Below are 26092 nucleotides of genomic sequence, written 5' to 3'. Positions count from 1 at the left end.
TGGCGGCAATCAGAGGGGAAATTCATGACACTTGCCGATATAGCCCGGCTTGCCGGGGTATCACGTACTACCGCCAGCTATGTGATTAATGGCCAGGCCGAAAAGCGCCGCATTAGCCAGGCGACCATCGACAAGGTGATGTCGGTCGTTCGCCAGCACCGCTATCACATTGACCCCCAGGCGGCCGCATTGCGCCGGGGAGCGAGTCGTTTACTGGGGTTGATCGTGCCCGATCTGGAAAACATCAGTTACGCGCGGCTTGCCAAGCGCATAGAGCGGGGCGCTCGCGAACGCGGCTATCAACTGCTGGTGGTGAGCTCCGATGACTGCCCGGACAGCGAGCGGGCGCTGGCGCTAGCGCTGCGTGCGCAGCGCTGTGAAGTGCTTATCACGGCGAGTTGTCTGGCCAGCGATGATCCGTTTTACGCAGATCTGGTAAAAGAGGGCTGGAGCGTGGTGGGAATGGACCGGGGGCTGGATCCTGCGCGTTTTGCCAGTGTGGTCAGTAACGACCGCCAAGCATCGCTGGCGCTGACCCACTCGGTGATTGATCCTGCTACCCGGCGCGTTGCATGGCTGGAAGCGATGCCTGACCTTTCCATCAGCCGAGAACGCAGGGCGGGGTTCGAACAAGCGCTTGCGGGCACGTCCATTACGCCGCTATATCTAAGCGGTACGCACTATGAGCGTAGCGAAGGTGCCCGGCTGGCGGTCAAGCTACTGGATGAAGAGGGCGGGGCAGATGCATTGGTCACCGCGTCCTATACGCTGTTGGAAGGTGCGTTTGATGTCTTTCTGGAGCGAGGAGGTTTGCCGGAAGGGATGCGGTTGGCCACCTTTGGGGATCATCGCCTGCTGGACTTTTTGCCTCAGCCGGTCAATTCAGCCTTGCAGGATTACGATCGCATCGCTGAGCTGACGCTGCGCTGTGCCTTGGCCGCGACAGAGGGCGAACCTCAATGCGGCCAGCAAGTGGTCGCAAGGCATTTGCGCACCCGCCATCCCGGTGCGCAAATGAGGGCCTGAGCCAAGGGGTTGAGCTGACTCATTAGCAGCCGGTCGGTGGTCAGTCACTCCGTGCGTGCCGCGGCCCAGGCGTTGGCATCGGGAATCGACATGTCGTAGCTTTCATCCAGGTAAGGCGAGGAAAGGACAAAGTCGGCGCTCGCTGCATTGCATGCCACCGGGACGTTCCATAGTGCCGCAAGGCGAAGCAGCGCTTTGACATCCGGGTCATGGGGCTGGGGAGCGAACGGGTCCCAGAAAAAAATCAGCACGTCGAGCGCCTGCTCGGCGATGCGCGCGCCAATCTGTTGGTCGCCGCCAAGCGGTCCGCTCATCAACCCTTCGATAGGCAGTCCCAGCGCGTCGTGCAAGCGCTTTGCTGTCGTGCCGGTGCCGAGCAGTTCGTGGCGGCCCAGCGTATCCTTCCAGCGCGTCGCCCATTCAAGCATTTCGGTTTTCTTGCCGTCATGAGCGATCAACGCAATCCGCTTGCGGGCCTGGAGCGTACGAATCGCCTGACGAGGAGGGCGCGCATCATTCATGGTATGGATCTCCAAAGCAGGATCATTGCGACTCGGCCGCCACCGCTAACACCTTCATGGTGTTGGTGCCGCCATGGGCGTTCATATGGTCGCCTCGGGTGAGAATGACATGCTCGCCGGGATCCGCCAAGCCGTGGGCTTTTAATAATCTCAGCGCCTCGCCGTTGACGTCTTCTGCCTGCATATGGGTCGTGTCGAACGGTATCGAGACAACGCCCCGATACAACGCCATGCGTCGCTGAGCAATGGGGCTATGGGCCAGGCCGACAATTGGCAGCTTGGAGCGAATGCGCGACGCAATCAGGGGCGTGTAGCCGGTGGCAGTCATGCAGGCGATGACACTGACGCCCTCGAGATGGTTGGCTGCATACATCGCGGATAGTGCGATCGTCTCGTCAATGCGCTCGAAGCCTTCGTGAATGCGGTGGCTCGACTCCTGGGCAATGCGCTCGCGCTCGGCGCCCAGGCAGACGCGGTTCATCGCCTCGATGGTTTCAACCGGATAATCGCCCGCGGCGGTTTCGGCCGAGAGCATTACCGCATCGGTGGCATCCAGCACCGCGTTGGCCACGTCGAACACTTCGGCGCGCGTGGGCAGAGGCGACTCGATCATCGATTCCATCATCTGCGTGGCGGTAATCACTGCACGATTCAGAGTGCGGGCATGCTTGATGATGCGTTTTTGCGTGCCAATCAGCGCTTCGTCACCAATTTCCACGCCCAGATCGCCGCGGGCTACCATCACCGCTTCTGAGGCCAGGATAATGCCATCCAGGGTTTCGTCGTTGGCCACGGCTTCGGCGCGCTCGAGCTTGGCGACCAGGCCGATTTCTCTTCCAGCCTCGCCCAGCAGGTCGCGTGCCTCTTGCATATCGGCAGCACTACGCGGGAAGGAAACCGCCAAATAGTCCACGCCGATATCCAGGGCGGTAATCAGGTCAGCCTTGTCCTTTTCAGTGAGCGCTGGGGCGGAAAGACCGCCGCCTTGCTTGTTGATGCCTTTATTGTTGGACAGTTTGCCACCCACATGAACTCGGGTGTGAACTTCCTGGTCAACCACTTGGGTGACATCCAGTACCACGCGGCCGTCGTCAAGCAGCAGGCGGTCGCCGGTGGTGACGTCATCGATCAGCGATTTGTAGTCACAGCCGACCCGCTCCTGGTCGCCCTGATCGGCCTCCATTGCCATGTCGAGGATAAACGGCTGGCCCTGGGTGAGGTGGATGGCCGCATCCTTGAAGCGGGCAATACGAATCTTGGGTCCCTGGAGGTCGCCCAATACGGCAACGCTGCGGCCCAGTCGTTGGGCGATTTCGCGGACGTCCTGGAGACGCCGCCGGTGGTCATCGGCAGCGCCATGGGAAAAGTTGAGGCGAACGACGTCGACGCCCGCTTTAAGCATGGCTTCCAGAACGCCTGGGCGGTCGCTGGCAGGGCCTAGCGTGGCCACGATCTTGGTGCGGCGTAAGGGGAGCGAGAGGGGTTGGCTCGTCATTGCACATTCTCCTGGGTCGGCCATTGGTTATTGTTGGCGCTGCGCTGGATATTGAAATTGCAGGCTATTAAGTTGTGGACTACGATAGCGTCTATATAGTAATTTTACTACATATTGATTGATGGTTTGCCTTTTTGGAGGCTTGAGACACACCGACGACCCCAATAAGGTGCTTAACTACGTATTTTTAGTAATTTTTTACGAAATATACAATTGGTTATGTAGCAAAAAATCAGCTATGTATTTTTGTTACAAACGTTCTCTGCAAAGGTGAGGTGCTCCATGACAACAAGAGTCGCTATCAACGGTTTCGGTCGGATTGGCCGTAACGTACTACGCGCCCTCTATGAAAACGGCTACCGTGATCGTATGCAGGTCGTTGCGATCAACGACCTGGGCGATCCGTCGCTTAACTCCCACCTGCTTCGCCATGACACCGTCCACGGTCACTTTCCCTATTCTGTCGATCATGACGCGGAAAGCATCAGCGTCGACGGCGACCGCATCGCGATCTCCTCCGAGCGGGATCCTGCTAAATTGCCCTGGGCGTCGATGGATATCGATATCGTCATGGAATGCACCGGCTTATTCACCAAGCGTGAAGCGGCAGCCAAGCATATTGAGGCGGGTGCCAAGCGCGTATTGATCTCGGCCCCCAGCCCCGATGCCGATGCCATGATTGTTTACGGCGTCAATGAAGAGACGCTCACCGCCGACCATAAAGTGGTCTCGAATGCCTCCTGCACAACGAATTGCCTGGCACCGGTTGCCAAGGCGTTAAACGATGCCGTGGGTATCGAGAATGGCCTGATGACGACGGTGCATGCCTATACCAACGACCAGAATCTGTCGGATGTCTATCACACTGACCCCTACCGGGCGCGCAGTGCAACCCAGTCGATGATTCCGACCAAGACCGGCGCCGCGGCTGCCGTTGGCAAGGTGCTGCCAGAGCTTGAGGGGAAATTCGATGGCCTGGCGGTTCGGGTGCCGGTGATCAACGTCTCGCTGGTGGACCTGACCTTCACCGCTGGCCGTGACACCACTGCAGAAGAGATCAACGCGGTTGTTGAAAAAGCGGCTGTCAATTCACCGGTCTTGGCGGTCAACGCGCAGCCATTGGTGTCTATCGATTTCAACCACGACGCCAACTCGTCCACGTTCGATACCAACCATACCCGGGTGAACGGGCGGCTGGTGAAAATCATGGCCTGGTACGACAACGAGTGGGGCTTCTCCAACCGCATGCTGGATACCGCAGAAGCCATGCAGGCCGCCGCCAAGTAATCCAACGGATCAGGGGCAGGTATCGCCGAGCAACAGCTCCGTTTTCAGCAGTTGTTGCTCGGCAGGCAACAGGCCGAGAATCATCTGTGCCGCGACCCGTCCCTTGCCTTCGCTATCCTGACGAACGGTGGTTAAACGAGGAGCGCGGTACTGGCCCTCTGCAATGCCGTCAAACCCGGTAATCCTCAGATCTTCAGGCACCCGAATGCCGCGCTGTTCGGCCAACGTCAGCGCCGTCAGGGCAATGCGATCCGACATGCACAGCAGCAGGTCGGGCCGCTGATGCTCAGGTTGGTCGAGCAACTCTGCCAACACCGGCCCGCACACCTCGAACGTATTCTCCTCAATATTCCACAGCGGTACTTGTTGTGTATCCACCCCGTGTTCGCTGAGTGCGGTATGGAAACCTTCCAGCCGTGCGCGGCTGATCGTACTGGTATTGGGCAGCAGGGTGTGCTCGGGCGTCACGCGACCGTTGCAGGCTTCTTTAGTCAACCGTAGGTTGATGATGGCCGGGCGCATAGGTTGTTGTTTCAGGGCATGACAGGCGATGTGATAGCTGGCCTCGCTATCGTCTATGTGCACCGTTGGGCAGTCAACCACATCAAAGTCCACGGACACGATCGGACGCTGCGCCGGTAGTCGATTCAACAGCTGATTGTTGGGCATCAAGCCGTAGACGATAAAACCGTCGGCAATATTCGCCGAGCCGGCCGGCTGTGAGTCGTGCCCCCGCCCTGGCAAGAGCAACAAGGTGTGCCCATGGGCGTCGAGCACCTCGGCGACGCCGGATAAAAATTCACTGGCCACCGCATCATTCAAGCTGTAAGTGAGACTCTCCGCTAGCACCACGGCGATGATCCGTGAGCGTCCGGTACGCAAGCTGCGGGCCTTGGCATCAGGGCCGCTATAGCCCAGACGGGCCGCCTCACTCAAGATGCGTTCGCGTAGGGTGGGAGATAGCTGGTCCGGCCGGTTAAAGGCGTTGGAAATGGAGGCAGTCGAGACGCCGAGTTCACGGGCAAGGTCCTTGAGCGTCATTCGGCGGGGTGGTGTCACGGGTTTTCCTATGCAAACTAATGATGAGACGTCCATTCTCAAGAATACCGACCCACGCTGTCTCCCGACAAGCCTCGCCTCATAATGCTTGTCGCGATCGGCGTGGGTCAGTAAGTGGAGTGGTCAAGTTGTGCCGATTAAGCGGCCTGTCGTTGAGCAGGCAAATCCAGGGCGGCACCGCCCTCGTCGAACAGGTGAACATGCTGGGTGTCAGGCACCAGCGCGACGTGCTGCCCCAGTTTCCACTGGCTCGGGGCTTCACTGCGATGGATCAATAGCGTATCCCCTGCTTTTGGGTCCAGATATACGTAGACTTCGTTACCCAGGTATTCCACGTTGACGATTTCGAAGCGATTGTCTCCAGAAGGTTCTGCCAAGCGGAGGTGTTCCGGGCGCACGCCAATACTGAGCGGGGCACTTTGCGGCTGCGCCCTTGCATCCTGTGGCAAGGCAAGTTCGCCGACTCCAGCAGCGAGTACCCGGCAGCCATTGTCATCGTTTGCCAGCAGTTGGGCAGGTATGAAATTCATGGTGGGCGAGCCGATGAACCCGGCAACGAATTTGGTCGCGGGGCGCTGGTAAAGCTCTTGAGGGCTGCCCACCTGTTCGACATGGCCGCCGTTGAGCACCACGATCTTGTCGGCGAGGGTCATGGCTTCCACCTGGTCGTGGGTCACGTAAATCATGGTGGAGCCCAGGCGATAATGCAGACGCGCGATCTCGTTGCGCATTTGCACGCGCAGCGAGGCATCGAGGTTGGAAAGCGGCTCATCGAACAGCAGAATACGTGGCTCCCGGGCCATGGCACGCCCCATGGCCACACGCTGACGCTGTCCACCGGAAAGCGCCTTGGGTTTGCGGTGCAGTAGCTCCTCCAGCTGCAGGATGCGGGCCGTCGCCATCACGCGGTCGTCGATAGTTTCCTTGGTCTTTTTCGCCAGCTTTAGGCCGAAGGCCATGTTCTCGTAGACCGACATATGCGGGTAGAGCGCGTAGGACTGGAAGACCATGCCGACACCGCGTTCACGTGGTGGTAAGTCGTTGACCACAGTGTCGTCGATACGTAAATCGCCATCGGTAATCGACTCAAGACCGGCAATCAGGCGTAGCAGGGTGGATTTACCGCAGCCCGATGGGCCGACGAAAACGACGAATTCGCCGTCGCCGATTTCAAGGTCGACATCGTCGATGATGTGGTCGCGGCCAAACACCTTATTAATTTTTTCAAGCGTAACACTTGCCATGGGTGACTCCTTGCCAACCTCAAGACTTTTGCCCTGGGTTGGCCTGTTGTTGTTTAAAACGGTCTAGGCGGTGCGCATAAAGGCCGCCTGGTAAGCAGGGAGCCTCAGCCGGTTGCCGTCGCGCTGATAGTTGAAGCCATGACCATTGAGGTCGCCGGCCACCGTAACGGGGAGCGAGACCTCTTGCGCTTGGCCGGTCAGGTTGAAAACGCACAGCAGGGATTCGTCGTCGTGTTGACGGGTAAAGCCCAGCAGTTCATCGCCCACGTCGACCAGCGTCAAATTGCCATCAAACAGCGCAGCGTGCTGGCGACGAAACGCCAGCAACTGGCGTGTGGCATTAAGGGGGGACGCCGGGTCGCCCTGTTGCTGACTGACGGCAAGCTCGCGATGTCGTGGTGAGATCGGCAGCCATGGCTCAGCGTTTGAAAAGCCAGCCTGTGGCGAGCCATCCCAGGGCATCGGGGTGCGACAGCCATCGCGGCCCTTGAACTCGGGCCATAGCACCTTGCCATAGGGATCCTGAATGCGTTCAAAGGGGACGTCGGCTTCGGGAAGGCCAAGCTCTTCGCCCTGGTAAAGGCAGACGCTGCCACGTAGTGAAAACAGCATCGCCAGGGCAACTTTAGGATAAGCCGTTGGGTCTTCGTCAGCGCCCCAGCGCGAGGCACTGCGCTCAACATCGTGATTCGAGGTGGCCCAGCACGGCCAGGCATCGCCCGCCAGCCGCTGGAAACGCTCGATCACTTCACGTAGATACGCAGCGGAATGCGGCTTGTTGAGCAGGTCAAAGGTATAAGCCATGTGCAGCTTGTCGCCGCCTGCGGTGTACTCGGCCATGCGCTCCAGCGGATTGTCATCGCCAATTTCACCCACAGTCGTGGTGCCGGGGTACTCATCCATCAGCGCGCGCAGGTCTTTAAGGAAGTCGAGATTTTCCGGGCGGCTGAGATCATAAACATGACGTTGCCAGGTATACGGATTGCTGTCCGGGGCGCCCAGGGTTTTGGCTTCGCCTTTGGGAACAGGCGGGTTGTCGCGTAACGCCGCGTCATGGAAGAAAAAGTTGACCGTGTCCAGGCGGAAGCCATCGACACCCAGCTCCAGCCAGAAGCGCATATTATCCAGCTGGGCCTGACGTGCTTCCGGTTTATGGAAGTTGACGTCCGGCTGGCTGGTTAAAAAGTTATGCATGTAATACTGCTGGCGGCGTGGCTCAAAGGTCCATGCCGGCCCGCCAAAAATCGACAGCCAGTTGTTGGGTGGCGTGCCGTCTGGCTTGGGGTCTGCCCATACAAACCAGTCGGCCTTGGGGTTGGTGCGATCCTGACGGCTTTCCTGAAACCAGGCATGCTGATCCGAGGTATGGCTGATGACCTGGTCGATCATCACTTTCAGGCCAAGCCTGTGCGCTTTGGCCAACAGCGCCTTGAAGTCGTCCAGGGTGCCGAACATCGGATCAACGTCGCGGTAGTTGCTGATGTCGTAGCCGAAGTCGAGCATTGGCGAGGTAAAGAAAGGCGATAGCCAGATACCGTCGACATTGAGTGATGCTACATAGTCGAGCTTTTCAGTAACGCCGGGTAAATCACCGATACCGTCACCGCGGCTGTCCATGAAGCTGCGCGGATAAATCTGATAGATAACGCCGCCGCGCCACCAGGCTTTTGTGTCTTGGGTATCTTGCATGAGAGAGTCCGTTGATGACATTAAAAATCCTTAGCCTTTGACGGCGCCAGCGGTGAGTCCAGAGACGATGCGGCGTTGGAAGATGATCACCAGCACCACCAGCGGAACTGTTACCACGACAGACGCAGCCATGATGGGGCCCCAGGGCAATTCGTAGGCGCTGCCGCCGGACAGCAGGGCGATCGCCACCGGTACGGTGCGCTGGGTGTCGGTCAGGGTGAAGGTAAGCGCGAACAGAAACTCGTTCCACGCGGCAATAAAGGCGAGCAGCCCGGTGGTCGCCATGGCAGGCCACATCAGGGGTAAAAACACCTTGGTAATGGTGATCCACGGTGTGGCGCCATCCATGATGGCGGCTTCTTCAAGTTCCATGGGGAGCTGCTTCATGAAGGTGGTCAGCACCCACACCGTGAAGGGCAGGGTGAAGATGGTGTAACTCAAGATCAGCCCGGCCGGGTTGTTGTAGAGGTTGAGCGTGCGGATAACTTCAAACAGCCCGGAGAGCACTGCCACCTGGGGAAACATCGATACCCCCAGAATGACCAGCAATACCGTTGAGCGCCCGCGAAAACGTACGCGACCCAGGGCATAAGAGGCCGTGATACCCAGCAACAGGGCGATAAATACCACGCTGGTCGCCACCACAATGGAGTTCAAGATGGCGCGTAAAAAGCTGGCTTGGGTCAATACTTGAACATAGTTGCCCAGGTGCCAGGAAGAAGGCCATAGCTCGACACGGAACAGCTCGCTCGATGGCTTGAACGAGGTAATCACGGCGTAATAAAACGGGAAGACGGCGTAAACCATGATCAGCACGATTAGTGCCCAGAAGCCGATCTGCTTGGCTATTTTACTCAACTGACGTGCGTTCATGCCTCACCTCCCAGTTGTAGTTGCTTGCGGCCAGCATAGATGTAGGCAACGGTTGCCAAGGCAATAATCAGGAACAGCAGGGTGGACGCCGCGCTGCCATAACCGACGTCCTGGAACTCAACCAGCTGTTGGCGTGCATACACCGACATGGACATGGTGCTGGTGGAATTCGAGGTCAGTACGTAGATGACATCGAACACCCGCAGCGCGTCGAGCAGACGGAAAATCACCGCCACCATCAAGGCAGGCGTTATCAGTGGCAGCGTTACCTTGAAAAACACCCGCACTGGATGAATGCCGTCGACCTCGGCGGCCTCGTAACAGTCCTTGGGCAGCATCTGCAGCGCAGCAAGCACCAGCAGGGCGACAAACGGAGTGGTTTTCCAGACGTCGACCATGATCACTGCCCACATCGAGTAGGTGGCGCTGGCGGTCCAGGCAATAGGGTTGTCGATGACGCCGATCCCCATCAGCATGTGGTTGATGATGCCGAACTGGTCGTTGAGCATCCATGCCCACATTTGCGCCGAGACGATGGTGGGGATGGCCCAGGGAATCAGCACGGCGGCACGCACAATGGTGCGCCCTTTAAACTCCGCGTTGAGAATCAGCGCGACGATGACGCCAAAGACAACCTCAAGCGATACCGACACCACCGAGAAATAGACGGTGTTCCATACCGACTGCCACCATACGGGGTCGGCCATGATGCCAAACCAGCGGCCGTTATCGTGAACCAGATAGTTTTCAAAGCCGATGAAGTTGGCTGTGCCCAGGTCAGACAGCGAGGCGTCGGTAAAACTTAAAAAGAAGGTGCGAAATAAAGGCCAGCCAGCCACCAGGGCTAGCGCGACCAGCATGGGCGTCAGGAATAACCAGGCCGCTTTGACGCGCTGGCGCCGCACCTTGGTGCCGCGAGAGCGCCGCGCCGTCAATGCGGCTGTGCGCGCCCCATCGGGCGCGCTTGAGTGAGAAGTCGTCATTAGGCTCTCCAGCGTTACCAGTTACGACGCTTCAAACGGAGAAGCTCGTTTTCCAGGTCCTCAACGGCTTGGGCGCCATCTTTCGTGCCTGACAGTACTTCGTGTGAAGCGCTAAAGAAGGCGTTGCTCACCCGGCCGTAGGCATCACCGGTGGGAGCTGACGGGCGTGCCACCGCATTGGTGAACGTCTCGTAAAGGGTGCCGAAGAAGGGGACGGCGTCGAGCACCTCTTCATCCTGGTAGAGCGCATCGATAGTGGGGTTATAAGAGGCTTCAATGGCGCGTCGCTTCTGCTCTTCTTCGCTGGTCAGAAAGGCGACGAGCTCGGCGGCCAGTTCAGGGTTTTCAGTGTAGCGTGATACCGCCAGGTTCCAGCCACCCAGGCCAGCGGCGCTTTTACCGTCTTCGCCGCCCGCCGGTAACTGGGTGACGCCAACCTTATCGCGCACGTCGCTGTCTTCGCTCTGCGCCAGCGCCCAGGCGTAGGGCCAGTTACGCATGAACACCGCGTTGCCGCTCTGGAAAACACCACGGGCCTCTTCTTCGGTGTAATTGAGCACGCCATTGGGCGAGATGTCGCCGATCCACGATGCGGCAAGGTCGAGGGCTTCGGCGGCCTGCGGGTTATTGATGCTGATAGTACCGTCGGCCTCGACAATGTTGCCGCCACCGTGGCTAGCTACCCATTCAAGGGCGTTCACCGTCAAGCCTTCATAGGCGCGTCCCTGGAAGACATAGCCCTGCATGCGGTCGTTGCCTGCCTCGCGCTCGGCCTGTTTGATCTCGCGGGCGGTCTCGGTAAGTTCTTGCCAGGTGCTGGGCACGTCATGACCATGTTTTTCGAGCAGATCTTCGCGGTAGTAGAGCACGCCCGCGTCGGTAAACCACGGCATGGCGACCAGCCGGTCGTCGATGGTGTTGTTGGTCACGATGGTCTCGAAATGCCCAGCAGCGACGTCATTACCCAGCACTTCGCGCAAATCCAGCAGGTGGTTGGCCAACAGGCCCGGCCAGACAACGTCAATTTGCATCACATCGATATCGCTGGAATTAGCCGACAAGATCTGCTGATAAAGCGATAACCGCTCGGTGGACGAGTTGGGTGTCGAGACCACATCGACCTCATGACCGGTTTTTTCTTCCCACGCTTCAATGCCTTCTTCACAAAGCGTCAGTTCGGCACCCACAGCACCGCATGAAATGGTCAGGTCAGCCGCCTGGGCCTGACTGATGCCACCGGTTGCGCTGGCGAGTGCAATGGCGGTCGTTAAAAGCGTTTTTTTCATGATGGTTCCTCGGCGTTTGTTGTTGTCGGGTAGCGCACCGTTCAAGCCCGTCAAATTTGAACTTAAACGATTAAGTTGATGCGCCTAGTTAGCCGCCTCTTGCCAGCAAGTTCAATAGAGACTTTTGTCTAATTATTTATCCAGGTTGTGCTAACCCGCTGCCTGGTGTTTAGACATTGGTCGATAATTAGTGATTACTGGTTGGTTTACGAAGTCTTAATCGATTAAGTTTCACGTGTTCCAGCGTTTTGGTTGGTAGCAATAGTTGCTTTACCAACTGTTGGAATAAATACGCTTTACAACGATCGACTCAAACGCGACCGCTTTAATGCGCATCGGATTGAAAAAGCAGTGATGGGCGGGGCGTCGAACAACAACAGGGTTTAAAACAATGGATAAAATGACTTTCAAAACACCGCTGGCGATTGCCATCGCCGCCGCCAGCCTGGGTGTCAGCGGTGCGGCCATGGCCGATACCACCATGGAAGAGCGGCTTGCCGAGTTGGAAGCCCGGATTATCGCCGCTGAACAGCGGGCCGTCGCCGCCGAGCAGCGTGCCGCCGAGGCTGAACAGCAGCGCGCCGCAACCGCCGATATTGAAAGCGATGCTGAAATTGAAGAGCGTCTGGCAAGGGTAGAGCGCTATGCTGATGGCGAAGAAGGGTTTTCATTCAATGTCTACGCGCGCTCGGGCCTGTTGATCGGTGAAGATGGCAAAAGTGCAGAGGGTGGCCCTTACGTCACCCCTGCAGGCCCTGAAGGCGGCGCGGTGGGTCGCTTGGGTAACGAGCCAGATACCTATGCCGAAGCGATTCTGAACTACCGCATGCGTTTCGATAACGGTGCCAAAGCGCTATACCGCACCATGATTGCCGACGGCACCACCTCGAGCAATGACTGGACTGGCGGCGAGTCGGATATCAATGTCCGTCAGGTATATGCCGAATTCAGTGATCTACCGAGCTTTACCGGTGCGTTTGAAAACGCCTCCATCTGGGCCGGTAAACGTTTTGACCGCGACAACTTCGACATCCACTGGCTGGATAGCGATGTGGTCTTCCTCGCCGGTACCGGCGGCGGTATTTACGACATGCAGCTGGCCAACAACTGGAAATCCAACCTGTCGATTTACGGCCGCAGCTTTGCCGACTTTGACGTGGTTAGCAGTGAAGACCCCGGCCTTGAGGGCAATACCGATAACCTGATCCTGACTTCCAACAACTACTTTGGTAACTGGCAGTGGATGGTCAACGGCATGTCGGCAGCCGATAACGACACCCGTGATATCGGCGCCGGGCAGGAAGCTGCCGAAAATGGTTTCCACACCATGGTGGCCTATCATGGCGACAGCTTCTTCGGCATGGGCGAGGGCAGTTATAAAGCGGCGGTGCTGCATGGCCAGGGCCTGGGCGCCGAGACGAAAAACATCGGCGCCAACGGTGATTTGACCGATGATGCCAACTCAACCCGTCTAGCGCTTTATGGGACTACCTATCTTGCACCCAAATGGCGTATTGCGCCCTCAGTGCTTGCTGAAACCAGCGAAGACCGTTTTGCAGAAGGCGATTCGTATGACTGGGCCACGCTCAACGTCCGCTTGGCCAACGAGCTGACTGAAAACTTCGAAATGCAGTACGAAGCCAGCTACCAGATGATCGATATTGATCCTCAGGGCTATTCTGACCGCAATGAGGTAGATGGGGACTACACCAAGTTTACTATCGCGCCGACGTTTAAACCCGAAGTGGGAGGGTTCTGGCAACGGCCTGAAATTCGTCTGTTCGCAACCTGGAGTGATTGGGACGACGAGCTTAACGATTACTCAGCGACTGATTCGTTTGGCTCTGATGAATTTACCGGCAGCCAATGGGCCTTTGGCATTCAAAGCGAAGTCTGGTTCTAAGCTAGTAAGCCTGGCAGAAGGCCAGGCCGCTTGTTGTTTCTCCGTTTCTGTTTGCCCGCGACACGTCGCGGGCTTTTTTACGTTTTTTAGAAATATTATGAATTGACTGCATCCAAAAGGCTTCCTCACGGGTATTCCCTATACAGCTGCTATGAAAGGCAGCTGATATTTAACCCTTAGGAGACTGAAAATGACCATTCATCATCTAACGCGCGCTACCTTGGCCGCCACTCTGATTGCATCCTTCAGTCACGCTGCGTTGGCAGACATGACGCCCGCGGATGTCCAGGTACCGGACGGCAATGCCGTTGCGCTCGAAACTGTCGGTGTTGGCGCAATCACGTATATGTGTGAAATGAACGACGACGACACCATGGCTTGGGTATTTAAAGGCCCGCACGCTGCACTTAATGATAGCGACGGTAGCCAGGTCGGCAGTTACTACGGTCCGCCCGCCACCTGGGAAGCGTTGGATGGCTCAAAAGTAACCGGTACCCAACTGGCTACGGCTGCCAATGGAGATGGCAACATTCCGCTCCAGCTTGTTGAAGCCAACCCCGCTGAAGGTGAAGGTGCAATGACTGGCGTCAGCTACATCCAGCGCCTGAACACCCAGGGTGGCGTTGCTCCGGATGTGGCCTGCGATATGGATCATGACGGTGCCACCGCCGTCGTTACCTACCAAGCCGATTACATCTTCTGGGCGGCTGAATAAGTCGGCAGGAACGCCAATTACGCTGAGGACTCGTTTGTCGAGCCCTCAGCGACTATGCTGTCTGAGAGTACGACGACTGGCGTCGGTGCCGTCACCAGGGAGCTAGGGTTTGACTGACGTGTCCACAGAATTTGATCATGCTGGCGCATTAGCGAGATGTGCTCGCGGCGAGCATGATGCCTTGCACCAGCTATACGTCCATGAAGGTGCCAGGCTGTTGGGTGTTGTCTTAAGAATCGTCAAGGATCGTGGCATGGCCGAAGATATTGTCCACGATGCCTGCATTAATATTTGGCAACGCGCCAATAGCTTCGACCCAGCCAAAGGGTCGGCGCGAACATGGATATTCAGCGTGGCGCGCCATCAGGCATTAAACGCCATACGTTACCGTGATCGTGAAATCACGTTTGATAGTAATGACCCCACCGAGATAGACCTCGACGAACATTTCCAGCATTCGTCCGTTGTCGAAGACGCCTTCGATTGGCAGACCGGCCAGCGCATGGATGATTGTCTGCATCAGTTAGAGACCGAGCGGCGAAACTGTGTGCTCCATGCGTATGTGGATGGTCTCAGTCACGCGGAAATTTCCGCGCACACGGGTGCGCCGCTGGGTACCGTTAAAGCCTGGATAAAACGCAGCCTGCTGCGCCTAAGGGAGTGTATGGCATGACCGGTCCCATTGAGCACGACGACCACGCCCTGGCAGGTGAATACGTACTGGGAACACTATCGTTGGCACAGCGTAAGGCAGTCGAAGCGCGACTCAAAAACGAGCCGGAATTACTCCGGGCTGTGATGGCGTGGGAAGAACGCTTCATGCCCTATACTGCGCTGACTCAGCCAGTAAGGCCTTCTGACTATTTATGGCCACGTATCGAACGCAGCCTTGATGCTTCGCATGCCCCAGAACCAGAGAGCATGATGCCACCGCCACGCCGTCGTTGGGTCAACCACCTGCCGTTTTGGCAGGGGGCCGCCGGTATCGGCATGGCCGCTGCGTTAGTGTTGGGCGTGGTGTTGACCAATGTGTCTACCACCCCCACAACGCCGGAATACATGGTCGTACTGCTGGCTCCGCAAAGTCAGTCCGCCGGCTGGGTGGTGCAGGCGTCAACCCGCCAGGACATCGAGCTGATACCGTTGGGTACCTTTGAAGTACCGGAAGGCAAGGCGCTGGAGTTCTGGACCAAGGCCGACGAATGGCAGGCCCCAGTATCGCTTGGCTTGGTAGAGCCGGGAGAGCCAATTCGCGTGCAGCTAGATAACCTGCCGCCGCTTGAGGACAACCAGCTGTTTGAGCTGACGCTGGAAGAAGAAACCGGCTCACCTACTGGCTTGCCTACTGGCCCTATCCAGTTCATCGGCCGTGCGGTGGAGATATAGCGTATTCGGTCGTCATCAACCCGAGCCCGGTTTTAGAAGAACGTCAGCCCTACCTGGAACAAGCGCTCCACGTCGCGAATGCGCCGCTTGTCGATGACGAACAGGATGACGTGGTCTCCACTTTCCACCACGATGTGGTCGTGGGCGATCATCACCTCTTTACCACGCACGATCGCGCCGATGGTGGTGCCCTCGGGCAGGTCGATCTCGCGAATGGTGCGCCCGACCACCCTTGATGACTGCTTGTCGCCATGGGCGATGGCCTCGATGGCCTCGGCGGCGCCCCGGCGCAGCGAGTGGACGTTGACGATATCGCCCCGGCGCACGTGGGTCAGCAGGCTGCCGATCGTTGCCTGTTGAGGGGAAATGGCAATATCGATCTCGCCGCCCTGAACCAGATCGACATAGGCGGCGTTATTGATCAGCGTCAGCACCTTTTTGGCGCCCATCCGCTTGGCCAGCAGCGACGACATGATATTGACTTCATCGTCGTTGGTCAGCGCGCAGAAAATATCGCAGTCTTCGATGTTCTCTTCTTCCAGCAGCCGCTTGCTGGTGGCGCTGCCGTGGAGCACCACGGTACGGTCGAGCCGCTCGGAGAGCGTGGTGCAGCGCTCCAGGCTGTGTTCGATAATCTTGACCTGGTGGCTGTGCTCCAGATGCTCCGCCAGGCGCTCGCCGATATTGCCGCCCCCGGCGATCACCACGCGGCGGAAATCCCGTTCGACGCGGCGCAGCTCGCTCATTACCGCGCGGATATCGCGCCGGGCGGCGAGGAAGAAGACCTCGTCGTCGGCTTCAATGACGGTATCGCCACGGGGAATGATCGGTCGATTGCGGCGGTAGATCGCTGCCACCCGGGTATCCACGTTGGGCATATGGCGGCGTAGAAAAGCCAGGTCCTGACCCACCAGCGGGCCGCCGTAGAAAGCCTTGACGGCCACCAGTTGTACAAGCCCACCCGCGAATTCCAACACCTGCAGCGCGCCGGGGTGCTCGATAAGGCGGCGCACGTGGTCGGTGACCACCTGCTCGGGGCTGATCAGCACGTCGATGGGAATCGCTTCGTGGGCGAACAGCCCCTTGCGGGTCAGGTACGCCGAGGAGCGCACCCGGGCGATCTTGGTCGGGGTACGAAACAGAGTGTGCGCGACCTGGCAGGCGATCATGTTGATTTCGTCGCTGCTGGTCACGGCAATCAGCATGTCGGCGTCTTCGCCGCCCGCCTGGCGCAGCACGATGGGGTAAGAGCCCGCGCCGGTGACCGTGCGGATATCGAGCTTGGTGTGCAGCTCGCGCAGCTTTTTGGCATCGGTATCGACGACGGTGATGTCGTTTTCCTCACGGGCGAGGTATTCCGCAAGGGTGCCGCCGACTTGGCCGGCGCCGAGAATGATGATTTTCATGGAGTGTTTTCCTCTCGGTCTGGCTCAAAGGCAAGGCGGTAGCCAATCCCCGGCTCGGTCTGCAATATGCTGGGGGACTGGGGGTCGTCGCCTAATTTTTGACGCAGCTTGCTGATGATGATGCGCAGGTAATGGGTGTCGTCCTGGTGGCTGGGCCCCCATATATCACGCAGCAGCTGGGTTTGCGTAATCACGCGACCGGCGTGGGAAACGAGCGGGGCGAGCACGGCAAATTCTTTCGGCGTGAGGTGCACGGGCGTTCCATTGACGCTGACCTGATAGGTGGTCAGGTCAATCCGCAGGCCGCCGTGTTGGTAACGTCCTTCGCGACTGCCAAGTGTCTGGCGGCGCAGCAGGGCGCGAATACGCGCCAGTAGTTCCTGGATGCCGAACGGCTTGGTGACATAGTCGTTGGCGCCGCTGTCGAGGGCGCGTACCTTCTCAGCCTCATGCCCGCGGACCGAGACGACAATGACGGGCACCTGGTGATGCTCACGAATGGCACTGAGTACCTGCTGACCGTCCATATCCGGCAAGCCAAGGTCGAGCAGGACAAGGTCATAGCGAGTGGGACCGGCGCCGAGTCGCGCCAGCCCTTCATGACCGGTCGCCGCTTCGGTCACCGTAAAATTCTGCGATGTCAGGCTGATGCGCAGGAAATGACGGATCTGGGGTTCATCATCGATAACCAGGATCCGGTGATGGTCAGTCGTCATGGGGTGGCTCCTGATGGGGCGGCGGCAGCGGAAGCGACATCTCCATGCAGGTGCCCAGGCCACCGGGACCGTCGCAGGCTCTGATCCGGCCGCCGTGGGCACCGAGCATGGCCTGGCAAATGGCCAGGCCCAGCCCGCTGCCATGGGGGCCACGATCACCGTCGCTGCCGGTCACGAACATATCGAAGACGCGCTCGCGCAGCTCAGCGGGAATGCCTGGCCCCTGGTCGGTGATGGAGAATATCAGCTGTGTCGCGCCGGGCGGCGATTCGGCATGAATGGCAATCTGCCCGCCGGGTGGAGAGAAACGCGCCGCATTGTCGAGGACGTTGACCAGCGCCTGCTCGATGAGTGCCGGATGGACATGGAGCAGCGGCAAGTCGTCAGGCCAATGCTGCACGAAATGACAATGCCCCAGGGCACTGCCGAGACGCTTGCGGGCCGATACCACCAGGTCGTCGAAGGCGATCCAGTCACGCTCGATTTTTAAATCGCCGTGGCCCAGCCGGGTCATGTCCAGCAGGTTCTGGATATAGCGGTTTAGCCGCTCGCTTTCACTCAAGACACTGTCGAGCAGCGCGAAACGGTCTTCCTGACTAAGCTGAGCGTCAAGTGTGCGTAAGGAACTGGTGGCGCCAATGATGGATGCCAGCGGCGTACGAAAATCATGGGAGACCGATGACAGCAGCGCCGAACGTAAACGCTCGCGGTCTTCGGCCAGGCGCGCCGCATTCAGGTCCAGCAGCCGCTGACGGCTGTCTCCTGCAAGCTTGCCGACCACCAAGGCGACCAGGAGGAAAAACAATAGCGTGATGAGCTGTTCCCTTTCTTCGACGGCCAGGGAAAAGTGCGGCACCGTGAAGCAGAAGTTAAAGGTCAGAAAGCCCAGCACGGCGCTGATCAGCGCCGCCGAGCTGCCCGCCATCACGGCGCTTGCCAGCACCGCCGTCAAAAAAATCAGTGAAAGATTGGCCAGCGCCATCCAGGCGTATAGGCCCCAGGCAACAAGCAGCGCGACGATGGTCGTGATCAGTGCCGTGGCAACCTCGCGCAGGGTTGGCCAATGCCAGCGTTGCGCAAACCGTGGGAGGCGATCAATCAGGGGAGTCATCAATGACATAGGTGTCCTCTCCTTAGCTTACGCTAGCGTCGCCAGAACATGGGCGTCAGCAGCACAATGACGGTAAGAATTTCCAATCGCCCCATCAGCATGCCGATACACAGCAGCCATTTGGCGGCGTCGGGCAACGAGGCAAAATTACCGGCGGGGCCGATGATGTCGCCAAGACCTGGACCTACATTGGTTACCGCTGTTGCTGCACCGGAAAGGGATGTCACCAGGTCGAGGCCCAGAGTCGATAAACCCAGTGCCAATGCCGCGATGGTAATAAAAAAGAAGAACGAAAAAGCCACTACGCTTCGGGATATGTCGCTGGTCACCATTTGTTCGTTATAGCGAGTAGTGAAAACCCCATTGGCATGAATCAGGTAGCGGAGCTGGTCACGCAGCATCAGCATGGCGATCTGGAAACGAAAGATTTTCATGCCGCCGCTGGTGGAACCGCTGCAGCCGCCCACGAAGGTCAGGTAGAAAAACGCGACAATGGCCAGTGCGCCCCATTGCGTGTAGTCGTCCGAGGCATAGCCGGTGGTCGTGACAATGGAGACGACGTTGAAGGTGACGTGGGTAAGCGATTCAAACCCGGCGCCACCATTCATGATCCGCCAAAGGGTGAGCAGGCCAATCGCTATGCATAGCACGCCCAATAGACCCCGGACCTGCTGGTCTTTCCAAAGGGCGCTTCTGGAACCGCGAAGAAAGCGGATATAGAGCACAAACGGCAACGCCCCGCTGAGCATGAACAGACTGGCTATCCACAGTAGCCAGGGCTGATCGGCATAGGCACCAAACGAAGCGTCTGAGTTCGCAAAACCGCCGGTCGCAAGCGACGTCATGCCGTGGACGATGGCGTCCAATAGATCCATACCGCCTAGCCAATAGCTCAGCATGGCCAGTAGCGTCATCGTCACATAGATGCTCAGCGTTGCCTTGGCGATGCCCCCGGTTCGGGGCATGACCTTGTCCGACCAGTCGGACGATTCTGTATGGAAAAGCCGCATCCCGCCGACTTTCAGAAACGGCAGGATGGCGATCCCCATGACGATAATGCCGATGCCCCCCATCCACTGCATGATTCCCCGCCAGAGCTTGAGTCCGTCGGAGAGGCCGTCAATGCCTACCAGAACCGTCGAGCCGGTTGTGGTGATAGCAGACACTGACTCAAAGACGGCGTTGGTAAAGCTGAGTTGCGGGGCGCCAAGCACCAGCGGAAGGCTGGCAAAGCCACTGATGCTGACCCAACTCGCAGCCGTCAGGATGAACATCTGCCAGGGTTTTAGTTCGAGGGTGGCGCGATAGGTAAGCAGCCAGGCGCTCGCCACGGCGGCAAGTACCAGCAGCACCGACACCCCGAAGGCCAAGGCATCGGGGTCGCGTTCGACCAACAGCACCGCCAGCGGTACCATCATGAATAATGCAAGAATCAGCCAAAGCACCGATAGTACTTTGACCACGGGAGCCCATTGGCGATAGGTGTGTCGGCTGCGATAAACCCAGGGCGTGAGGTATGCCATTTCTTAGCTCGCTAGTTAATCGTTTTTAGCATGGCTTATCACATCACGAACTCGTATAAAAAGTCCGTAAAAATCGTCATTTATTCTTGGTGTCTCGCAGTGACACGAACCTGCTTTACTTGTCGCTTTAGGATGCCGTAATGGTTGCCTGCGTCGCGAGTTTCTTCATAGCTGTCGATTATTGAGGAGAGCTGTTGCTAACCCGAGATACGTAGATCGGTGCCATCTGGTATTTTCAGGCGTAGTCTCAGGAGTATTGCGAGGGGCTAGATGCGCTTCGCACATGCAAAGCGCAGCCACAGCTAATCATATTGCAACAGTGCAACACCATAATAGCGTTAAGGTAACGCTTGAAGGTTTTTTGTAGTAAAATTACACGAAATATTGCGTATAATACCTTTTTTCAGATAGATTTTAGGTAATCTAACAACATTAGATCATCTAATGGTCAACAGGAGCTGAGATGAGCCCGTCACCTGCTTCCCAGGGTGCCCCGTTGGGCGATCCGAATAACGCCATCGACCTAGCGCTGTTTGGCGCGCTGGGCGATTTGGCGATGCGCAAGCTGTTTCCTGCGCTCTACCACCTCGACCGTGAAGGATTAATGCCCGAAAGCACGCGTATTCTGGGGTTGGCACGCCAAGAGTATGAACCCGATGCGTTTCGTCAATTGGTTAGCGGTGCGCTGCAAAAACGGTTAAAAAAGGACGAGCAGGATAAAGAAAGCATGGAGCGCTTTCTAGATCGCCTCGATTACTTGAAGCTGGATTTCACCAGCGTGGAAGGCTTTGATGCCGTTCGACAATGGCGTGAGGGTTCGCCGCGCCCGATGGTGGTCTATCTGTCGGTGGGCGCTAAAATCTACGGCGATATCTGTCGAAACCTTCAGCAAAGCGGCAGCCTGGATGATGCCACGCGCGTCGTGGTGGAAAAGCCGATCGGTTTCGATCTGGCGTCTTCCGAGGAGATTAATGACGCCATTGGCGACGTCTTCCCCGAGTCGCGGGTGTATCGCATCGATCATTACCTGGGCAAAGAAACCGTTCAGAACCTGATTGCATTGCGCTTTGCCAACCCCTTGTTCGGCACCCAGTGGAACCAGAACCATATCTCCCATGTGGAAATCACCGTGGCCGAAAAAGTCGGCATTGAGGGCCGCTGGGGGTATTTCGACGAAGCCGGTCAGCTGCGCGACATGGTGCAGAACCACCTGCTGCAGTTGCTCTGCCTGATTGCCATGGACCCGCCCTCGAATCTGGATGCCGACGCCATTCGCGACGAAAAGGTCAAGGTGCTCAAGGCGCTCAAGCCGTTTACCGGCGAAGCCCTGGGTCGCGATGTGGTGCGCGGCCAGTACACGGCAGGCACCAGCGACGGCCAGCAGGTGCCGGGCTACCTGGAAGAAGAGGGCGCCAACACCGAGAGCCAGACGGAAACCTTTGTGGCGATGAAAACCGAGGTCGCCAACTGGCGCTGGGCGGGCGTGCCGTTCTATCTGCGTACCGGTAAACGCATGCCGGAGAAGCTGTCGCAGATCGTGATCCACTTCCGCCAGCAGCCGCACTACATCTTTGACCCGGATCAGCGCAATATTGCGGCCAACAAGTTGATCATCCGCTTGCAGCCGGAAGAGGGTATCGCGCTCCAGGTCTTGACCAAGGACAGCGGCCTGGACAAAGGCATGCGCCTGCGCCCCGGCCCGCTGCATCTGGATTTCAACAACGCCTTCCCCAAATCGCGCATTCCCGATGCCTACGAACGGTTGCTGCTGGAAGTCATGAAAGGCCAGCAGTACCTGTTCGTGCGCCGTGACGAAGTCGAGCACGCCTGGCGCTGGTGCGATCAACTGATTGATGGCTGGAAGGCCCGGGAAACCCCACCGCGGCGTTATCCGGCAGGTTCCTGGGGGCCGGTCGCCTCCATTGCCATGATTACCCAGGATGGTCGCAGCTGGTACGAGGATTATTAACATGAGCGATGCACGCACACAGCTTGCCGAACAGCTGGCCGAGGCCGTTTTTCAGGCCTTGAACGACGACCTGGAACTCCAGGAAAACGCCTTGTTGGTGGTCTCCGGCGGCTCGACGCCAGTCCCCTTTTTCAAAGCCCTGGCGGCCAAGCCGCTGCCCTGGGAGCGGGTGGAGATCACGTTGGCGGACGAGCGTTGGGTGGATGCACAGAGTGATGATAGCAACGCTAAATTGGTCCGCGAGCACCTGCTTCAGGGGGCAGCGGCGGCGGCCCATTTTGAACCCTTGACCAGCGACGCAGGCACTCCTGAAGAAGGCGTGCCTGATGTCAGCGAGCGTGCGCTATCGCTTAGCTGGCCGGCAAGCGTGGTGATCCTGGGCATGGGCGGCGACGGCCATACGGCCTCGCTGTTTCCTGACAGCCTGGAGCTTGGCCTGGCGCTCGCCACGGAGGAGCCGCTGGTCGCCGTGCGAACGCCCAGCCAACCGCAGCCACGCATCACGTTTTCGGCAGACCGGCTGCATCAGGCGCGCCGTCACATTTTACATATTACCGGCGACGATAAGCGGGCCGTGTTGGCCAAGGCACTGAGCGGGGACGACATGCGTCAACTGCCCATTCGTGCCTTTCTATCCTGCCCCTTGGCGATTTACTGGGCGCCTTAGCGCCAGGTTTTACAGATAATAATTTGCTTGGAGACTCACGCATGACCATCGATAAACAGCTGCCGTCGACCCGCACCGCAGAGCTGGACAGCATTTGCCTGAAAGCCGAAGTGATCCCGGTGATTACCATCGACCGCTTGGAAGACGCCGTGCCATTGGGCCGTGCCCTGGTCGAAGGTGGCCTGACCGTGCTGGAGATTACCCTGCGGACCGAGTGCGCGCTGGACGCCATCAAGCGCATGAAAGACGCCCTGCCCGGGGCGAGTATCGGCGTAGGCACGGTATTGACCCCTGCCCAGTATCGCCAGGCCGAGCAGGTCGGCGCTGACTTCGTGGTAACCCCAGGAGCGACCGAGGCGCTTTATCGCTACGGCGTGGAAAGCCCGGTGCCGATGCTGCCTGGCGTATCCACCATTTCGGAGCTGATGACCGGCTGGCAGTACGGCTATCGTCGGTTCAAGTTCTTCCCCGCCGAATCCAGCGGTGGCTCAAAAGCGATCAAGGCGTTTGGCGCGCCGATTCCGGAAGCACGCTTCTGCCCGACTGGCGGTATCACGGTGGATAACGCTGAAGAGTACCTCAAGCTGCCGAACGTCATGTGCGTGGGCGGCTCCTGGGTCACGCCCAAGGCGATGGTCGAGGCGGAAGACTGGGACGGCATCCGCGAACTGGCCCGCCAGGCCGCCGAACGCTTCCACCACTAACCTGAATCGCCCCGGACTTGCGCCGGGGCTTTTTTTACTCAAGCGTCAGTAACGGATCGGCGAGGCCGTGAACGCCTACGTTGGCCTTGAATAACCCGCCTGCCAGCGGCTCTTCGCGGCGCTGTGCGTCGCTGAATCCCTCCTGCGCCGTGGTGATATAGAGCGTTTCAAGGCCAGGGCCTGCAAACGCCGGGCAGGAGGGCTGGCTGACCGGCACATGCACTTCGTCAATCACCTGACCCGCGGTATCGAGCCGCACGACCTTACCCGCGCCCCAGAGGGCAAGCCACAGGCAGCCTTCGCTGTCGATCACCGCGCCGTCCGGGTTGCCTTCAAGCGCCGTGAAGTCCGCCCAGGCAACCGGTTCGCCCACTGGCCACCCTTGGCTATCCAATGCCCAGCGCATCACGATGCCGGTGGCTGTGTCGGTAAAATACGCCGCGTCACCCATGGGTGAAAAGCAGACGGCATTGGGAATGGTCAGCCCGCTGCGCAGCCGAGTCAGCTCCCCACGATGCAACCGATAGAGGCTGCCCGCTTCGGATTCGGCGGTCTTGCCCATGGTGGAAAGCCACAGGCTACCGTGGCGGTCCACGCGGGCATCGTTGCTGCGCGTAACGGGGTTGTCGGCTTCAAAGTCGGCAAAATGCTCAAGGCGTTGCGTCGCCGGATTCAACAGGCTCAGGCTGTGCTCGCCGACCAGCATTAGTCGGCCATCGTTCAGTGGTGTGGCGAGCGATACCCTTTGCTCAAGCGGGTAATGGCCATGCTCGCCGTTTTCAAGTGACAGCCAGTGAAGGCATTTGCCCAGAATATCGCACCAGTAAAGCCGTCCGCTCCCGGCGTCCCACTGGGGGCCTTCGCCCAGCTCGCAGCGGCAATCCACCGCCAGTTCCGCCATCTTGTTGTGATTCATAAACGATCTCCTGCGGCTTGCCAGGCGTCTACCAGCGCCTGGGCCTGCTTGCCGACTTGCTGAGGCGTTTGCCCCGGTTGGTAAAGCGCGCTGCCCAGGCCTGCGCCATCCACGCCCGCGGCGCGCCAGGCGGCAAAATTGTCGATACCGATACCTCCCACCGCATATAGCAAGGTGTTAAGGGGCAGCACGGCGCGGACAGCCTTCATCCCCTCGATGCCCACCTGTACCGCCGGGAAGAGCTTTAGCCCGGTCGCACCGGCATCCAGGGCATCAAAGGCTTCGGAAGGCGTCACAATGCCTGGCCAACTGGCCATTGAGAGTCGATAAGATTCTTCGATGACGGCAGGGCGGCAGTTGGGCGAGACGATCAATCGACCGCCTGCAGCATGAACATCACGTACCTGCTCAGCGCTTAATACCGTTCCCGCACCGATCAGCGCCTGGTCGCCAAAGGCGTCCGCCAGGCGCTGGATGCTGGTGAATGGGTCGGGGGAATTAAGCGGCACCTCAATTTGCGTGATGCCCGCATCAAGCAAGGCGCCGCCAACGGCCACCGCATCATCGGGCGTTACCCCACGTAAAATGCCAATTAAAGGCAGTGTCATAGCGCTCTCCTTGTTTAGCTGATGCTTATTACCGGGTGCTTTGGTAGGCGAGGGTCAGTCCGGCCAATACCGCTGTGTCGCCGTCAACGCGCTGGGTGCCGATGTCGAGGGCTTCCAGGGCGAGTGCGTAGCGGTGGTTGAGCGCCTCGTTGCCGATCAGGGTCACGCTTTCCCCTGGCGTCAGCTCGTGGCAGGCACCGGCCAGTTCGAGACCGATCGCCAACCCCGAGAGATGTGCGGCAAGCACGGCACCTCGGGCATCACCGCTCGGCAAGGTATTAGCCAGCAAGTCCTGCGCGCGGACGCCGAATAGCCGCTGGCTGAAGCGTTCGGGCGCCTGATAGATTGCCTTGACCGCTTGGGTAAACGCCTGGCGACAGCTGTCTTGATGCAGGTCGTCCTGCCCTACGGAGTGCTTCAATACGGATTGATGAGCAAGCAATTGATACAGCTCGCCAGTCAAGTAGGTTGCAAACTCGGTAACGGCACCATCGGTTAAGCGTGCCCATTTGGCATGGGTGCCGGGCAGGCAGACAAGACCGTTAAAGCGGTACGAATCGGCCAGAAGGCCCGCTAACTGGGTTTCTTCGCCGCGCATCACATCGTAGAGATGCGTATTGCTCCCGGACTGACTTAATCCAGGCAGCAAGTAAACCTGCAGGCGAGCGTCGGCGAGAGCCGGCATCACCGCGCCACGAGAGAGTTGATCGAGACGCGTGGGCGTCGCCAGATAAGCGGCCTCTTGCCAGCCCTGCCGTGCGCCCGCCATACCGCATACCATCACAGGCGTTTGGCCGTTATCGGGCAACCAGGCGTCGACGATCCCAAGCAGCTCGGCCTCATACTCGGCGGCGGTCAGCGACAGCATGCCGCGAGGGCTGGAGGCACTCGCCATGACGTGATTCTGGGCATCCATGGCCCAGGCGCGCAGGTTGCTTGACCCCCAGTCCACCGCAATCCACGCTAAAGGATGTGTTAACTCACTCGCGCCCATAGGGCTATCTC

Annotated in this window: 24 protein-coding genes; 9 read left to right on the top strand and 15 right to left on the bottom strand. The window is 58.6% G+C overall.

Annotated features, from left to right (window positions below):
* The first annotated feature begins 24 nt into the window (after nucleotides 1-24).
* On the top strand, nucleotides 25-1026 hold the full coding sequence (gene cra / locus R3F64_RS17270) for a catabolite repressor/activator (protein WP_085919892.1): 1002 nt from the start codon (nucleotides 25-27) through the stop codon (nucleotides 1024-1026).
* Between the two features lie 44 nt (nucleotides 1027-1070).
* Here the strand turns inward: cra and R3F64_RS17265 are convergent, their stop codons facing one another.
* Nucleotides 1071-1547, bottom strand: coding sequence for a methylglyoxal synthase (locus R3F64_RS17265; RefSeq protein WP_332612772.1), 477 nt, complete (start codon nucleotides 1545-1547; stop codon nucleotides 1071-1073).
* A gap of 22 nt (nucleotides 1548-1569) precedes the next feature.
* Nucleotides 1570-3042, bottom strand: coding sequence for a pyruvate kinase (gene pyk, locus R3F64_RS17260; RefSeq protein WP_085919890.1), 1473 nt, complete (start codon nucleotides 3040-3042; stop codon nucleotides 1570-1572).
* Nucleotides 3043-3324: 282 nt separating this feature from the next.
* Here pyk and gap point away from each other — a divergent pair, with 282 nt between their 5' ends.
* Nucleotides 3325-4329 (top strand): type I glyceraldehyde-3-phosphate dehydrogenase, encoded by a 1005-nt coding sequence (gene gap, locus R3F64_RS17255; protein WP_085919889.1) that lies wholly within the window; start codon nucleotides 3325-3327, stop codon nucleotides 4327-4329.
* A gap of 9 nt (nucleotides 4330-4338) precedes the next feature.
* Here gap and R3F64_RS17250 read toward each other — a convergent pair whose 3' ends face one another.
* The 6 genes from R3F64_RS17250 to R3F64_RS17225 form a co-directional block, all read right to left on the bottom strand.
* The gene (locus R3F64_RS17250; RefSeq protein WP_254902960.1) at nucleotides 4339-5388 is read right to left on the bottom strand and encodes a LacI family DNA-binding transcriptional regulator; all 1050 of its coding nucleotides are present in this window, start codon (nucleotides 5386-5388) and stop codon (nucleotides 4339-4341) included.
* Between the two features lie 137 nt (nucleotides 5389-5525).
* Complete coding sequence (locus R3F64_RS17245; protein ID WP_264827062.1) at nucleotides 5526-6632, bottom strand: ABC transporter ATP-binding protein; 1107 nt, start codon at nucleotides 6630-6632, stop codon at nucleotides 5526-5528.
* A 63-nt stretch (nucleotides 6633-6695) separates the two neighbouring features.
* Nucleotides 6696-8321 (bottom strand): alpha-glucosidase family protein, encoded by a 1626-nt coding sequence (locus tag R3F64_RS17240; RefSeq protein ID WP_332612767.1) that lies wholly within the window; start codon nucleotides 8319-8321, stop codon nucleotides 6696-6698.
* A gap of 30 nt (nucleotides 8322-8351) precedes the next feature.
* A complete protein-coding gene (locus R3F64_RS17235) occupies nucleotides 8352-9194 on the bottom strand; it encodes a carbohydrate ABC transporter permease (protein WP_085919885.1) in 843 nt (280 codons plus the stop codon).
* Nucleotides 9191-10177, bottom strand: coding sequence for a carbohydrate ABC transporter permease (locus tag R3F64_RS17230; RefSeq protein WP_085919884.1), 987 nt, complete (start codon nucleotides 10175-10177; stop codon nucleotides 9191-9193). The genes R3F64_RS17235 and R3F64_RS17230 overlap by 4 nt, the downstream gene beginning before the upstream one ends.
* Before the next feature lie 14 nt (nucleotides 10178-10191).
* A complete protein-coding gene (locus R3F64_RS17225; RefSeq protein WP_332612764.1) occupies nucleotides 10192-11463 on the bottom strand; it encodes an ABC transporter substrate-binding protein in 1272 nt (423 codons plus the stop codon).
* 391 nt (nucleotides 11464-11854) lie between these two features.
* On the opposite strand from R3F64_RS17225, the gene R3F64_RS17220 reads away from it, so the two are divergent.
* The 4 genes from R3F64_RS17220 (at nucleotide 11855) to R3F64_RS17205 (ending at nucleotide 15467) form a co-directional block, all read left to right on the top strand.
* Nucleotides 11855-13366: a carbohydrate porin gene (locus R3F64_RS17220; RefSeq protein ID WP_264827065.1), complete on the top strand. Its 1512-nt coding sequence runs from the start codon at nucleotides 11855-11857 to the stop codon at nucleotides 13364-13366.
* Between the two features lie 190 nt (nucleotides 13367-13556).
* Nucleotides 13557-14081 (top strand): DUF3455 domain-containing protein, encoded by a 525-nt coding sequence (locus tag R3F64_RS17215; RefSeq protein WP_199285140.1) that lies wholly within the window; start codon nucleotides 13557-13559, stop codon nucleotides 14079-14081.
* A gap of 118 nt (nucleotides 14082-14199) precedes the next feature.
* A complete protein-coding gene (locus R3F64_RS17210; protein ID WP_264827123.1) occupies nucleotides 14200-14754 on the top strand; it encodes a sigma-70 family RNA polymerase sigma factor in 555 nt (184 codons plus the stop codon).
* Entirely contained in the window at nucleotides 14751-15467 is a 717-nt protein-coding gene (locus R3F64_RS17205; protein WP_264827066.1) for an anti-sigma factor, read from the top strand. The genes R3F64_RS17210 and R3F64_RS17205 overlap by 4 nt, the downstream gene beginning before the upstream one ends.
* A gap of 32 nt (nucleotides 15468-15499) precedes the next feature.
* On the opposite strand, the gene trkA is transcribed toward R3F64_RS17205, so the two are convergent.
* From trkA to R3F64_RS17185, 4 genes are read right to left on the bottom strand one after another with little or no spacing between them, the layout of a single operon-like run.
* On the bottom strand, nucleotides 15500-16873 hold the full coding sequence (gene trkA, locus R3F64_RS17200; RefSeq protein ID WP_332612762.1) for a Trk system potassium transporter TrkA: 1374 nt from the start codon (nucleotides 16871-16873) through the stop codon (nucleotides 15500-15502).
* Nucleotides 16870-17589, bottom strand: a complete 720-nt coding sequence (locus R3F64_RS17195) for a response regulator transcription factor (RefSeq protein ID WP_332612760.1) — start codon at nucleotides 17587-17589, stop codon at nucleotides 16870-16872. The genes trkA and R3F64_RS17195 overlap by 4 nt, the downstream gene beginning before the upstream one ends.
* On the bottom strand, nucleotides 17579-18709 hold the full coding sequence (locus R3F64_RS17190; protein WP_332612758.1) for a sensor histidine kinase: 1131 nt from the start codon (nucleotides 18707-18709) through the stop codon (nucleotides 17579-17581). The genes R3F64_RS17195 and R3F64_RS17190 overlap by 11 nt, the downstream gene beginning before the upstream one ends.
* A gap of 23 nt (nucleotides 18710-18732) precedes the next feature.
* On the bottom strand, nucleotides 18733-20223 hold the full coding sequence (locus R3F64_RS17185; protein WP_264827071.1) for a TrkH family potassium uptake protein: 1491 nt from the start codon (nucleotides 20221-20223) through the stop codon (nucleotides 18733-18735).
* A 463-nt stretch (nucleotides 20224-20686) separates the two neighbouring features.
* Here R3F64_RS17185 and zwf point away from each other — a divergent pair, with 463 nt between their 5' ends.
* Genes zwf through R3F64_RS17170 form a run of 3 tightly spaced genes read left to right on the top strand, consistent with a single transcriptional unit; the run spans nucleotide 20687 to nucleotide 23563 of the window.
* Nucleotides 20687-22192, top strand: coding sequence for a glucose-6-phosphate dehydrogenase (gene zwf, locus R3F64_RS17180; RefSeq protein WP_085919878.1), 1506 nt, complete (start codon nucleotides 20687-20689; stop codon nucleotides 22190-22192).
* A gap of 1 nt (nucleotide 22193) precedes the next feature.
* The gene (gene pgl / locus R3F64_RS17175) at nucleotides 22194-22859 is read left to right on the top strand and encodes a 6-phosphogluconolactonase (protein ID WP_332612756.1); all 666 of its coding nucleotides are present in this window, start codon (nucleotides 22194-22196) and stop codon (nucleotides 22857-22859) included.
* A gap of 41 nt (nucleotides 22860-22900) precedes the next feature.
* Nucleotides 22901-23563 (top strand): bifunctional 4-hydroxy-2-oxoglutarate aldolase/2-dehydro-3-deoxy-phosphogluconate aldolase, encoded by a 663-nt coding sequence (locus tag R3F64_RS17170; RefSeq protein ID WP_085919876.1) that lies wholly within the window; start codon nucleotides 22901-22903, stop codon nucleotides 23561-23563.
* 34 nt (nucleotides 23564-23597) lie between these two features.
* On the opposite strand, the gene R3F64_RS17165 is transcribed toward R3F64_RS17170, so the two are convergent.
* The 3 genes from R3F64_RS17165 to R3F64_RS17155 are packed head-to-tail and all read right to left on the bottom strand — an operon-like array spanning nucleotide 23598 to nucleotide 26081.
* Entirely contained in the window at nucleotides 23598-24479 is an 882-nt protein-coding gene (locus R3F64_RS17165; RefSeq protein ID WP_309783101.1) for an SMP-30/gluconolactonase/LRE family protein, read from the bottom strand.
* On the bottom strand, nucleotides 24476-25087 hold the full coding sequence (locus R3F64_RS17160) for a 2-dehydro-3-deoxy-6-phosphogalactonate aldolase (RefSeq protein WP_332612753.1): 612 nt from the start codon (nucleotides 25085-25087) through the stop codon (nucleotides 24476-24478). The genes R3F64_RS17165 and R3F64_RS17160 overlap by 4 nt, the downstream gene beginning before the upstream one ends.
* Nucleotides 25088-25115: 28 nt before the next feature.
* Entirely contained in the window at nucleotides 25116-26081 is a 966-nt protein-coding gene (locus R3F64_RS17155) for a 2-dehydro-3-deoxygalactonokinase (RefSeq protein ID WP_332612751.1), read from the bottom strand.
* Nucleotides 26082-26092 lie beyond the last annotated feature (11 nt).

This window comes from Halomonas sp. 5021 (genome assembly GCF_036663435.1).
Lineage (GTDB): Bacteria > Pseudomonadota > Gammaproteobacteria > Pseudomonadales > Halomonadaceae > Vreelandella > Vreelandella janggokensis.
The sequence above is the reverse complement of the archived record's forward strand: the minus strand, read 5'-3'. Positions and strand labels throughout refer to the sequence as shown.